This is a genomic window from Algibacter sp., from assembly GCF_049667265.1.
Classification (GTDB): Bacteria; Bacteroidota; Bacteroidia; order Flavobacteriales; family Flavobacteriaceae; genus Algibacter_B.
The window spans coordinates 1-14,329 of record NZ_JBATHX010000196.1 but is presented as its reverse complement, the minus strand read 5'-3'; the positions used below and the strand labels follow the sequence as shown (position 1 = coordinate 14,329).

The window sequence follows — 14,329 nt, the reverse complement described above, 5'->3', positions numbered from 1 at the left end:
GATTTCCATTTATTTTTAGAGGTGCTTTAGATGTGCGCGCTACCAAAATTAACGAAGCCATGAAAATGGCAGCCGTAAAAGCATTGGCTAGATTAGCCAAAGAACCTGTTCCTGAACAAGTAAATATAGCTTACGGTGAAACCCGTTTAACGTTTGGAAAAAATTATATTATCCCAAAACCTTTTGATCCACGTTTAATTGCTGAAGTTCCACCCGCGGTTGCAAAAGCAGCCATGGAGAGTGGTGTGGCGAAACACCCCATTACAGATTGGGCTAAATATGAAAACACGTTACTTGAACGATTAGGTTCTGATAATAAATTAGTTAGGTTATTGTTGAATCGTGCAAAACTATACCCAAAACGTGTCGTTTTTGCTGAGGCCGATCAATTAGATGTTTTAAAAGCTGCACAAATAGTTCATGAAGAAGGCATTGCAACGCCTATTTTACTTGGTAGAAAAGAAACTATTGAATCGCTTATGGCAGAAATTGAATTTGATGCTGATATTGTCATTATTGATCCTAAAACAGAAGAAGAAAACGAACGAAAAAACAAATATGCGAAGGTATATTGGGAACAACGTAAACGCAGAGGGGTAACCTATTATTCAGCCCAACGATTAATGCGCGAACGTAATTATTTTGCAGCTATGATGGTGAATGAAGGTGATGCTGATGCGTTAATATCAGGATACTCACGTAACTATCCGTCGGTTGTAAAACCAATGTTAGAGCTCATAGGCTTAATGCCAGGGGTAAGTCGTGCGGCCACAACAAACATCATGATGACCAAAAGAGGGCCGTTATTTTTAAGCGATACTTCTATAAATATTGATCCTGATGCTAGAACTTTAGCTAAGATTACTCAAATGACTTCAAGAGTTATTAAAATGTTTGGGTTAAATCCGGTTTTAGCCATGGTGTCTTATTCTAATTTTGGTTCTTCAACGAATGAAAGAGCTTCAAAAGTAAGAGAAGCTGTATCTATGTTGCATAAAAATTATCCAGATATGATTGTAGATGGAGAATTGCAAACAGATTTTGCTTTGAATGATGAAATGCTTCGCGAAAGATTTCCATTTTCAAAACTAGCTGGTAATAAAGTAAACGCCTTAATTTTTCCGAATTTAGATGCTGCCAATATCACCTATAAATTGTTAAAAGAATTGCACGAAGCCGATTCGATAGGACCAATTATGCTAGGTATGCGAAAACCAGTTCATATTCTACAATTAGGTGCAAGCGTTGACGAAATTGTAAACATGACTGCCATTGCTGTTATTGATGCTCAACATAAAGAAAAATGGGAAATAGAAAATGCTAAGATGCAGTAAAAAAATGTGAATAATTTTATTACATTTGGTTGCTTAACGAATAACAATACATGATAACTCACATTCAAGGGAAATTAACTGAAAAAAATCCAACGCATGTTGTTATTGATTGTAATGGTGTTGGCTACATGCTAAACATATCATTGCATACCTATTCTCAAATTCCAGATGCCGAAAATTTAAAATTATTTACGCACCTTCAAGTTAAGGAAGATTCACATACATTGTATGGTTTTTCGTCTGTTGCTGAACGCGAAATTTTTAGGTTGTTAATTTCTGTAAGTGGCATTGGGGCTAGTATTGCTCGAACCATGCTTTCATCATTAACACCAAAACAAATTCGCGATGGTATTGCAAGTGCCGATGTGGTTTTAATTCAATCTATAAAAGGTATTGGTGCTAAAACGGCCCAACGCGTAATTTTAGATTTAAAAGATAAAATCTTAAAAATATATGATATAGACGAAGTTTCTGTTTCCAAAGGCAATACCAATAAGGATGAAGCGTTATCTGCATTAGAAGTGCTTGGTTTTGCCAAAAAACAAGCCGAACGTGTTGTGGAAAAAATTATGATAGGGCAACCGGATGCCGATGTTGAAACCATTATAAAGCAGGCCTTAAAAAATTTATAATTATTTTGAACCAAACTAAACTAACTTACCTTAAAACGAATTTAAATAATCCAATAGAGCGCAGTATAAGTGTTTTATTGGTTTTCTTGTTTTTATTTTCTTTTGATGCTTGGTCTCAGGAACCTGCCCAAGACTCTACAAAAACCGGGTTTAGTTTAGGAAATATAAGAGTGCCAAATCCAAATAGTGTAGAATCTAAATACACCTATGATTCTATTACAGATAGATATATTTTTACTGAAAAAATAGGAAGTTTTAATATCAATTACCCTGTTATTTTAACACCAAAAGAGTACTATGCTTTAGTGGCGAAGGAGAATTTAAGGAATTATTACAAAGAAAAAATTGATGCTTTTGATGGAAAAAAAGAAGGTTCAGAGGAAGGTAGAAAAAACTTACTCCCTGAATTTTATGTAAAATCAGACTTTTTTGAAACTATTTTTGGAAGTAATACCATTGAAGTTGTTCCGCAAGGTTCGGTTGAAATGGATTTAGGTGTCTTATTTTCAAAACAAGACAATCCTTCATTTTCACCAAGAAACAGAAGTAATTTCACCTTTGATTTCGATCAACGAATCAGCTTAAGTTTATTAGGAAAAGTTGGAACTAGACTACAGGTAACTGCAAATTATGATACACAATCTACGTTTGATTTTCAGCAACTTATAAAATTAGAATACACACCAACCGAAGATGATATTATTCAAAAAATAGAAGTTGGTAATGTGAGTATGCCTTTAAACAGCTCGTTAATTACTGGGGCACAAAGCTTATTTGGTGTTAAAGCACAACTTCAATTTGGAAAAACGACGGTTACAGGTGTTTTCTCAGAACAAAAATCGCAGGCAAATACTGTAGTAGCACAAGGTGGAGGAACCCTTGAGGAGTTCGAATTTTTCATTAGAGAATACGATGAAAACAGACACTTCTTTTTAGCTCATTATTTTAGAGATGAATATGATAAGGCTTTAGCAAACTATCCTTTTATCAATAATAAAGGGTTGCAAATAACAAGACTTGAAGCTTGGGTTACTAATAGAAGCAATAGAACTGAAAATGTTAGAAACATTGTTGCGTTACAAGATATTGGAGAATCATTTTATAGTGCAGCTCAACCTGAAAATGATAATTTATTATTAGATCCAATTCCAGGTGGTTTCATAAATACGACTAGTACATATCCAGATAATGGAAACAACGATTTTGATCCAACAAAAATTGGTTCAACGTCTATATTAACGCAACAAATTCGTGATATTTCTACGGCAAATCAAGGTTTTGGTTCTTTAAGTACACAAGTTAACGAGGGTGGTGATTATGCAAAACTTGAAAATGCTAGAAAATTAATTAGCGGTCAAGAATACACCTTAAATACAGAATTAGGGTATATATCACTTAGTCAACGGTTAAATAATGATGAGGTTTTAGCAGTTGCGTTCCAATATACGGTAGGCGGAAAGGTGTATCAAGTAGGTGAATTTGCCAATGATGGTTTGGATGCTACTGATGTTGAAGAAAATGATGATGGTGAAGTAATTTCAGTTGTTAATACGGCCTTGGTTTTAAAAATGCTAAAAAGTAGTATTACCAATGTAAACCAACCAATTTGGGATTTAATGATGAAAAACATCTACGATACTGGTGCTTATAACTTAAGTCAAGATGATTTTACATTGAATATTTTCTATAACGAGGCATCACCTTTAAACTTTATTTCTCCAGTTGGTGCTAGTTTCGAATTGGATATTAATGGAGACCCTGTTGATGGAAGTACACCTAGTGATGATCTTATTGAAAATTCTCCACTATTGCGAGTCTTTAACCTTGATAAATTAAATTTTAATAATGACCCACAAGCCAGAGGTGATGGGTTTTTCGATTTTGTTTCAGGCATTACAGTTATTCCGCAAAATGGGAAAATTGTATTTACAAGTGCTGAGCCTTTTGGTGAATATTTATATAATGTATTAGGTGGTGGTACGAATTATGATGATGTGGATAATTCATTATTTAATGACGACCAGAAAAAATATGTTTACGACATTCTTTATAAAAGCACAAAAACAGCAGCTTTAGAAGAAGTTGAAAAAAATAAATTCAAATTAAAAGGACGTTATAAATCTTCAGGTGGTGGCGATGGAATTCCTATTGGAGCATTTAATGTACCACGTGGTTCGGTTCGTGTAACTGCTGGTGGTAGGGTGTTAGTCGAAGGTATTGATTACACGGTGAATTACCAATTAGGTCGCGTTCAAATTTTAGATGAATCCTTAAAAGCTTCAAATACTCCAATTCAAGTTTCTACAGAAAATAACGCCGTTTTTGGTCAGCAAACAAGACGTTTTACAGGATTGAATGTGGAGCATAAATTCAATGAAAATTTTGTTTTAGGTGGTACTTTGTTAAACCTTAATGAGCGACCAATTACTCAAAAAGCAAACTATGGTTCAGAATCTATTAATAATACCATTTTTGGATTTAATGGAAATTATTCTACCAAAGTACCTTTCTTAACGAGATTGGCTAACAAATTACCAAATATTGATACCGATGTTGAATCTAACTTATCGCTTCGTGGTGAGTTTGCATACTTAGCACCTGGAGCACCAAAAGGCACCGATTTAAATGGTGAGGCAACTTCATATATAGACGATTTTGAAGGCTCTCAAAACAGCATCGATTTAAAATCACAACAATCGTGGTTTTTGTCAAGTAGACCTTTGGAAACAGGAATAAGCTATTCTGGTGAAGATGATAAAGACCAAGCGGGTGTTCAAAACGGTTATGATAGAGCACTTTTAAACTGGTATACTATCGATCCTATTTTTTATAGCAGTCAGCGTCCGGATGAAATATCAGATGATGATGTTTCTAACCTGTACACCAGTCGAGTATTTATAAATGAGTTATTCCCAGATAGAGATTTAGTACAAGGGCAAAACTCTGTAATTTTCACTTTAGATTTAGCCTATTATCCTGAAGAACGTGGTCCTTATAATTATCAGAAAACAGGCATTGATATTCCTAATGATGCACTTACTAGTCCTCAAAATTCATGGGCAGGTATAACAAGGCAAATAACATCAACAGATTTTGAACAACAAAATGTTGAATATATTGATTTTTGGTTACAAGATCCTTTTCAAGATAATCCTTCAAATCCAGGGGGGAAACTAGTTTTTAACCTAGGAAATATTTCTGAAGATATTATTAAAGATGGAAAAAAACTGTATGAAAATGGGTTGCCTAAAAATGGCGATGTTAGTTTATTTAACCCAACAGACTGGGGTACTGTAGTGCCACAAAATCAATCTTTAATTTATACATTTGATAGTACTGGAGAAGAACGAATTAATCAAGATGTTGGATATGATGGTTATGATGATTCAGAAGAAGCCCCAAGTGATGATTCAAGATTTGCTCCCTTTAGCGGAAAAGCAGATCCAGCAAATGATAACTACACCTACTTCTTAAATACAGATGGTGATATTTTTAATCGCTATAAAAAATATAATGGGGTTCAAGGTAATACGCCTGATACATTTTCAAATACAGACAGAGCTGCCAATACACAACCCGATGTAGAGGATATAAATCGTGATAATACCATGAACACGATTGATAGTTATTACGAATATGAATTAGACCTTACAAGGGCTAATTTACCACAATCGCAAGCCGATTTTGATAATATTCCAGATTCAAACCCGTTAAAGGAATTTTTAAGAGATTTTAAAGACAGACCGCGTACATTTCCAAATGGCGATTCACGTAATGTAAGATGGTATCAATTTAGAGTTCCGGTAGAAGGAAGCCATGTTAAGGCTGTTAATGGTATTAGCGATTTGCGTTCAGTAAGGTTTACAAGAATTTATCTTAAAGAATTTCAAGAAGCTACCGTGTTCCGTTTTGGAACTTTAGATTTAGTTAGAAGTGATTGGAGACGTTATACACAAGCTTTAGATAAAGACGACCCTACGCCGGAAGATGATCAAACCGATTTTTCAGTTAGCGTTATTGGAACCCTTGAAAATGAAGGAAGTTATGACAGCCCTCCAGGTATTGAGCCAGAACAGTTGTTTAATAATAATACGGTTGTGCGTCAAAACGAACAATCTTTGGTGGTGAAGGTTTGTAATTTAGAAGCTGAAGATTCCAAAGCAGTTTATAAAAATATCAATCTTGATATGCGCCAGTACAAACGTATGCGAATGTTTATGCATGCTGAAGATGGCGAATCTGGAACAGGAACCTTGGATGATAATGAATTGGTTGGGTTTATTAGAATGGGTAATGATTTAACTGAAAATTACTATCAAATTGAAATCCCATTAGAAGTTTCAACCTCAATAACTAGAGATGGTTTGTGGCCAACTGCCAACGAAATTAATTTACCGATAGAAATTTTAGGAAAAATTAAAGCTGAATCTTTTTCAGATGATGCGCCTCTAACAGATGAAGCTCGATTTTATGATGTTGTTGGGGATGATCTTGTTAGAGTTCTTGAAGGTGGCACTTATAATGGTTATGTTCCTGGTCAACATCGTGTTGCCATAAAAGGAAACCCTAATTTTGGAGATATAAGAACCCTTATGGTTGGTGTTAAAAATGCCACACCAAGCAACGATATTTGTGCTGAAGTTTGGTTTAACGAATTGCGTTTATCGGACTTAGATAACGAAGGTGGTTGGGCTGCCGTAGTAAGTATGGATACCAATATTGCAGATTTTGCAAACATTAGCGCAACAGGCAGACAAAGCACTTCTGGGTTTGGGTCATTGGAGCAAGGTCCTAGCCAACGTAGTTTAGAAGATGTTAAGCAATATGATTTGGTAACCAATATTAATGTTGGTCAATTACTTCCAAAAAAATGGGGTATTCAAGTGCCATTTAATTACGGAATAAGTGAAGAGCTAATCACACCAAAGTACGATCAATTTTATGAAGATTTAACGTTAGATTCTAGACTTGACGCTGCAGATAGTAATACAGAAAGAGATAATATTAAGGAACAATCTGAAGATTATACAAAACGTCAAAGTATCAATTTTATAGGTGTTAGAAAATCAAGAACTACAGATAAAAAACCACGGTTTTATGATGTTGAAAATGTGACTTTAAATTACTCATATAACAAAGTTGAGCATAGAGACTTTGAAATTGAAAACGCTGTTAATAAAACCTTGCGAATAGGTGCAAATTACGCACATAATTTCAATCCAATAACTATTGAACCATTCAAGAATAACGATTCTCTTTTTAACGGTAAATACTGGAAAATTTTAAAAGATTTTAATTTTAATTTATTGCCGTCAAGTTTCACTATTAATACAGATATAAACAGGCAATTTAATAGGCAAAAATTTAGAGAGGTTGATTTAACGGGTTCTAATATTGGTATTGAAGAATTATTTAGAAGAAATTACACCTTCGATTTTCAATATGCTATAAATTATAATTTAACCAATTCGTTACAATTCAACTTTACAGCGGCTAATAATAATATTGTTCGTAATTATTTTAAGGATAATGATTTAATTGCTGGAGAGCAAGATGAAAATTTAGATGTTTGGGACGGTTTATTGGATGTTGGCGACCCTAACAGACAAACTCAGAACCTCGGGGTTACTTACCAATTACCACTTAATAAAATACCAATGTTTAGTTTTATTGATGCAACGTATCAATATACAGGTAGTTTTCAATGGCAAAAAGGTTCAGATTTATATGGCAATTTAGAGGTTGATGGGAATACATACGATTTAGGAAATACAGTCCAAAATTCCAATGTTCATAATATTAACACTTCCTTGGATATGAGCAGTTTTTACAAGTATATAGGCTTGGTTAAAAAACCAATAAGACGAGTAAGAACTAGAACAAATGCAACTCCTGGTGGTGCACCTCCTGGCGGAAATCAAGAAGAGTCAGAACCTAAAACATCAAGATCAAAAAACCAAGGGGTTACCAAGATATTAAATGCTGGAGTTGATATTTTAACAAGCATAAAACGAATTCAAGTAAACTATTCTGAAAATAACGGAATGTTTTTACCAGGCTATTTAAACACACCAGGTTTTGTTGGTACATTAAAACCAACAGTTGGGTTTACTTTTGGTAGCCAAAGTGATGTTAGATATTTAGCAGCTAGACGTGGGTGGCTAACAACTTTCGATGAGTTTAACCAACAGTATACCTCTACAAACACCAAGCAATTAGATGTTTCTGCAAGCTTGCAACCAGTTAGAGATTTAAAAATTGATATTGTTGGAAATAGAGCATATTATCAAAATTTCACAGAGAATTATAGAGTTGAAAGCGGGGTTTACAATGCTTTAACACCGAACACGTTTGGTAATTTTAATATTTCAACGGTGTTAATTAAAACAGCATTTAACCAAAGTGATGAAGTAAGTTCAGAAACTTTTAATCAGTTTAGTGATAATCGATTAAAGATTGCAGAACGCCTTGCTGAAGCGTTTTATGGTACAGATACTTATGCCAGAAATCCTGATGACGGGTTTCCTTTAGGATTTGGAAAAAAGAGTCAGAAAGTGTTACTACCAGCCTTTTTAGCTGCTTATTCAGGTCAGGATGCTACAAAAGTTAAAACAACTGCTTTTAGAGATATTCCAATTCCAAACTGGGATTTAAAGTATACTGGTTTTATGAAATTTGAATGGTTTAAAAAACGTTTCAAACGTTTTTCTTTAACCCATGGTTATCGATCAGCTTATACCATAAACCAGTTTAATACCAATTTGAATTTGAATTTAAATCCAGATGATAATGAAGCGCCAATAGCTGGAACCCAATATGTAGATCAGCCAGCAGAAGCGTTAGATCAATCAGGAAACTTTAAAAATGAAAGGCTATTTAGTAATATCAATTTAACTGAATTGTTTAGTCCTTTGGTTAGAATTGATTTAGAAATGAAAAACTCAGTTAGAATTCTTGCTGAAATCAAAAAAGACAGAATGTTATCATTAAGTTTTGATAACAACTTGTTAACCGAAGTTCAAGGAAATGAATATATTATTGGATTAGGTTATAGAATCAAAGATTTACGAATTCGATCAAAACTAGCTGGACCAAAAAAGCGTATTGTTAGCGATTTAAATATGAAAGCAGATATCTCGGTTAGAGATAACAAAACAATCATCAGGTATTTAGATTTAGAAAACAATCAAATTACAGCCGGACAAACTATTTGGGGATTAAAATATTCAGCTGATTATGCCTTTAGTAAAAACTTAACAGGTATTTTCTATTTTGATTACACTTTTTCAGACTACGCTATTTCTACAGCCTTTCCACAAACAACCATTCGGTCAGGGTTTACTGTGAGATATAATTTTGGTAATTAATTTGTCTTAATTTAAGTATTAATTACTGTATTTAGTTTGTTTGCCCGCGTTAGGGATAGTAGCGGAAAGCCCACAGCCCGACGCAGGAGGTGCAAGGACTTGTAACGGATAGCCCGACCCTTGTGGTAACGCCCAAATTAAATTGTAATTGTGTTATTTACTACTTTGAAGTTTGAAAAGTGATTGTGAATAAATACATTTGTTGAATAATTATATTTAAAATTTTTAAAATGAACATTCCTTCAGAATTAAAATATACTAAAGACCACGAGTGGGTTAAAATGGATGGCGAAATTGCAACCATTGGAATTACTGATTTTGCGCAAAGCGAATTAGGCGATATTGTTTATGTTGAAGTTGAAACTGTAGACGAAACTTTGGAGGCTGATGAAGTTTTTGGGACCGTTGAAGCAGTTAAAACAGTATCGGATTTGTTTTTACCACTTTCAGGTGAAATTATCGAATTTAACGAGGGTTTAGAAGATGAACCTGAAGTTGTTAATTCTGATCCATATGAAGGCGGTTGGATGATAAAATTGAAGTGTTCTGACTTATCTCAAGTAGATGGATTGTTATCTGCTGAAGAGTACAAAACACTTATTGGTGCTTAAAAAAGGTGCGTTTTTAATTGCTCTAGGGTATGCGATTGCATTAGGAACTGCAAGTTTAATGACTTTAAGAGATATTCCTAAAGTTAATATTTCTAATGCTGATAAAATATTTCATTTTTTAGCTTATTCGATTTTCGCAGTTTTATGGTATTTTGCTTTTTATTTCACATTTAATTTCAAAAAAAGGAAGGCTATAATCTATGCTTTTATCTTAGCGGTAAGTTTTGGCATAATTATTGAAATTTTACAGGATACTATGACAGCCTCAAGAGAGTTGGATGTTTATGATGCTTTAGCCAATACTTTAGGAGCTTTAATTGCATCAATTTTACTTTGGCTAAAAAAAAGTTTGCAAGTTAAAAACTCTTAAACACTTGCTTTTTTGAAAAATAAATAGTTATTTTAGCATTCTTGATAAACGATTTAAACTATGGAACTTAAAAAAAATCCCCAAGCAAATGTTGGACGTAATAGTTCACTTTACTTCGCCATTGGATTAGCGGCAATGTTGTTTTTAACAAATTACGCAATCAATTACAAAACTTATGATAAAGCCGCTATTGATATAGGGCAATTAAATATGGATGAGATAGAGGATGAGGAAGTTCCAATTACAGAACAACTTCAAACACCTCCACCACCGCCACCACCTCCTGCGGCACCAGAAGTAATTGAGATTGTTGAGGATGAGGTTGAAATTGAAGAAACGGTTATCGAATCTACTGAGGTTGATCAAGAAACAGAAATTGTTGAGGTTGAAGAAGTAGAGGTAGAAGAGGTTGAAGAAGATATTGATGTACCATTCTCAGTAATTGAAAATGTGCCAATTTTTCCTGGATGTGAATCAGGAAACAACACAGCAAAAAGAGATTGTATGTCTGAAAAGATTTCACAATTTGTAAATAAAAAATTTAATACAGAGTTGGCTAGTGATTTAGGTTTATCGGGAAGACAACGTATTAATGTTATCTTTAAGATAGATAAAACTGGTAGTGTTGTTGGTATTCGTGCAAGAGCACCACACCCAGGATTAGAAAAAGAAGCAGTAAGAGTTATTGGATTATTGCCTAAAATGAAACCAGGAAAACAACGTGGTAAGCCAGTAAACGTTCCATATTCGTTACCAATTATTTTCCAAGTTCAAGATTAAGATTATATAGTTACTCATATAAATATTAAAACCTCGAAGTTCGCTTCGAGGTTTTTTTTATCTTTTATTCAGCAAGCTCGAAACTATTGTTTTATAGTTTCATTTAAGGTATATATAAAATCCCGTTACAATTAAGTAACGGGATTTCTTTTTGGTATGCTTATTGTGAATTTATCATAACATTAACATTTTAAACTATAATTATTATGAGAAATCAAAAGAATTCTCACGAACTCATTCGGCAAAATGAGCAAATCGTGAAAAAATCGCAAAAGCATGATGCAAATTTACAAAAAAACTCAACCCTTTATTTTCAAATTGGGTTAATTGTATGTTTACTGGCAGCCTTTGGCTTGCTTGAAATGAGGTTTGAAACAACTATTCCAAAAGACCCAACTATTGCAAGTCGATTAGTTGAACCTGACTTTGAGTACATTCCAGTTATTATTGACGAGGTTCAACCAACTGATGAGCCAGTTGAGAGAAAGCAAATTAAGCATCCTGTTAAGTTTGTTGAAGTTATCGATGAGACACCAGACGAGTTTTTTAAAAAGGAATTTGTTGAACCGAAAGTTAGCGCACCAACTTTAGATCCCGCAATTTTTAAAACATTAAAAAAGGAACCTAAAGAGCCCGATAATGTACCATTTGTTTCTATTCAAAATGCACCCATTTACCCAGGCTGTGAAAGTGCCAAGAATAACGATGCTAGAAAAAAATGTATGTCTGAAAAAATCACTAAACTTATTCAAAGGAAATTTGAAGGTAGTGATATTGCTGCAAACTATGGTTTTACAGGAAGACAGAAAATTGATGTACAGTTCACCATTGATAAAACTGGACATATAACAGATATCAAAACGCGCGCGCCTCACCCAAAATTAGAACAAGAAGCAGTTCGGGTTATTAATTTTATTCCAGAAATGACTCCAGGCAAACAGAGAGATACCAATGTTGGTGTCATTTATACCTTACCAATAGTTTTTCTAGTTCAGTAATTAAAAAACACATTATAATTTCATGCTTTAAAAACCGTTATCATTAAAGTGATAGCGGTTTTTTACGACCTGAATTTACATGTGCTGAACTTGTTGCAGTATTTCAGATTATCATTAATAGCTATAGATTAAAGGGCTACTTATCATTGTTTAAATAGGACTAGAAACTAAAAATATAGTATCTTTCAAATCTCATTAGAATAACATAACTTTTAATAATAAATCATGAAGCAATTCATTGTACTACTCCTGCTTTTAGTTCAATATAATTTCTATGCTCAAAATACCTTTTTGCGTGAGAAACCACCTGTTTTTCCTAATTGTGAAAATGTAGCTATCGATTCTTTACAGGGGTGTTTTGATAAAAATGTATATGCTAACATTTTTGAAAATTTCAAAGTACCCGAGAGCATTACTAAAGAAAGTTATAAAGGCGAAGTTGTAGTACTTTTTGAAGTTGATACTACAGGGCAATTTCGAGTAATTTATATAGATGCTTTACATAATGAGCTTAAAGAAGAAGCAAAGCGCGTATTTACTGAGTTTCCGAAAATAAAGCCTGCAACTTATAATGGCAGAAATACATTTAAGCAATATGCCATTCCTATTAAAATACCTTTGGTAAATCAAACTGTGGTAACACAAGATTTAGCTAAAGAAAAAGAATTATCAAAATTAGAAATAGCTGCAAAAAATGAGTTCGATAAAGTAGATGCTGATTTAAGAGCTTTTGAAAATAAGGCTTTTAATAGCCAATTGAATATTCAATTTACACATAGTGATTATGCGCGATTTGATAGGCAAATGAATCTTATTGGCACAAATAGCCATACAGCATCAAAACCATTTGTGTATGAAGAAGTTTCGAAATATTATGATTTCGAAGCAGAGCAAAAACAATTAAAAAGAGACACCGAAACCTGGGCAGGTAAAAAATTGTGGAATGAGCATTTAGTGCAATTACAAGGTAAAGACTATTGGTTTACTGTCGATCCTATTTTAGATTTAGAGTTTGGAATAGAATCAAACCTTGAAAATAATAAAACATATAATAATACCAGAGGGTTTTTGGTGCAAGGTGGATTGGGTGAAAAATTGAATTTTTTCGCTTCGGTTTTTGAAAGTCAAGGACGGTTTGCAGAATATGTAAATCAATATGCTGAGACTTTAAAGGCTTTTGGTCCAGATCCAGCAATTATTCCTGGGCGTGGTATCGCGAAACGTTTTAAAACAGATTCCTATGATTATCCAGTAGCTGAAGCTTATTTATCTTATGCGCCAGCTAAATTTATAAATGTTCAATTTGGGCATGGAAAAAACTTTATTGGCGATGGTTATAGATCCTTGTTATTAGGCGATGCTGCAAGTCCGCACCCATTTTTAAAATTAAACACCAAATTCTGGAAAATAAAATACACCAATACGTGGATGTGGTTAAAAGATGTTAGAGACGAGGTTGAAGTAGACAAAGCCTTTAAAACCAAATATGTTGCCAACCATTATTTAAGTTGGAATGTGTCAAAAAAATTAAATATTGGTTTGTTTGAATCGGTTTTATGGACCAACTCTAACGACCGCGGATTTGATGTGAATTATTTAAACCCTATTATTTTTTACAGAGCCATTGAGTTTGAAACTGGACAAGGCGCTGGAAATGCTATTTTGGGAGCTACGGCAAAATATAAATGGAATGATAATGTAAATTTTTATGGCCAATTTATTTTAGATGAATTTTCTCTTGGCGATATAAAAGGCGGGGAGAAAAGTTGGAAAAACAAATACGGTTACCAACTTGGGGTTAAATATTATAATGCCTTTAAAGTTGATAATTTACTATTACAATTTGAATATAACCGTGTGCGGCCATACACGTATTCGCATAATACCATTGTGCTTAACTATGGACATAACAACCAATCGATGGCGCATTTATGGGGTGCAAACTTTAGCGAGGCTATTATAATTGGGCGTTACCGTTACAAACGCTGGTATGGCGATGCTAAGTTTATTTTTGGAACGCGCGGGCTGGATTATAACAACGGAACCGACAATTTTAGTTACGGTGGCGACATTTATAGAGATTATAACGATCGCCCTTTTAATACTGGTGTTGAAGTAGGGCAAGGAATCAAATCAAAAATATTCCATGGTAATTTACAAGCTGGTTATTTAGTTAATCCAGCAACTAACCTAAAAATATTCACAGATATAACCGTTAGAAATTTTAATCCTGAAGC

The 14,329-nt window shown here is 33.8% G+C and carries 8 protein-coding genes; all 8 read left to right on the top strand.

The window, feature by feature from the left end; genetic code table 11:
- Window positions 1-1,334 (top strand): phosphate acyltransferase (locus tag WBN21_RS07525; RefSeq protein ID WP_424198967.1); only part of this gene is annotated, 1,334 nt, incomplete at its 5' end.
- A gap of 50 nt (window positions 1,335-1,384) precedes the next feature.
- Window positions 1,385-1,966, top strand: a complete 582-nt coding sequence (ruvA, locus tag WBN21_RS07520; RefSeq protein ID WP_424198965.1) for a Holliday junction branch migration protein RuvA — start codon at window positions 1,385-1,387, stop codon at window positions 1,964-1,966.
- 5 nt (window positions 1,967-1,971) lie between these two features.
- The gene (sprA, locus tag WBN21_RS07515) at window positions 1,972-9,333 is read left to right on the top strand and encodes a cell surface protein SprA (protein ID WP_424198963.1); all 7,362 of its coding nucleotides are present in this window, start codon (window positions 1,972-1,974) and stop codon (window positions 9,331-9,333) included.
- A 230-nt stretch (window positions 9,334-9,563) separates the two neighbouring features.
- Window positions 9,564-9,944 (top strand): glycine cleavage system protein GcvH, encoded by a 381-nt coding sequence (gcvH, locus tag WBN21_RS07510; protein ID WP_424198961.1) that lies wholly within the window; start codon window positions 9,564-9,566, stop codon window positions 9,942-9,944.
- On the top strand, window positions 9,937-10,314 hold the full coding sequence (locus WBN21_RS07505; protein WP_424198959.1) for a VanZ family protein: 378 nt from the start codon (window positions 9,937-9,939) through the stop codon (window positions 10,312-10,314). Before gcvH ends, WBN21_RS07505 begins: the two co-directional genes overlap by 8 nt.
- Before the next feature lie 60 nt (window positions 10,315-10,374).
- Window positions 10,375-11,094 (top strand): energy transducer TonB, encoded by a 720-nt coding sequence (locus WBN21_RS07500; RefSeq protein WP_424198957.1) that lies wholly within the window; start codon window positions 10,375-10,377, stop codon window positions 11,092-11,094.
- Between the two features lie 206 nt (window positions 11,095-11,300).
- Window positions 11,301-12,092: an energy transducer TonB gene (locus WBN21_RS07495; protein WP_424198955.1), complete on the top strand. Its 792-nt coding sequence runs from the start codon at window positions 11,301-11,303 to the stop codon at window positions 12,090-12,092.
- A 225-nt stretch (window positions 12,093-12,317) separates the two neighbouring features.
- On the top strand, window positions 12,318-14,329 hold a 2,012-nt coding region (locus WBN21_RS07490; protein ID WP_424198953.1), incomplete at its 3' end, for a gliding motility protein RemB.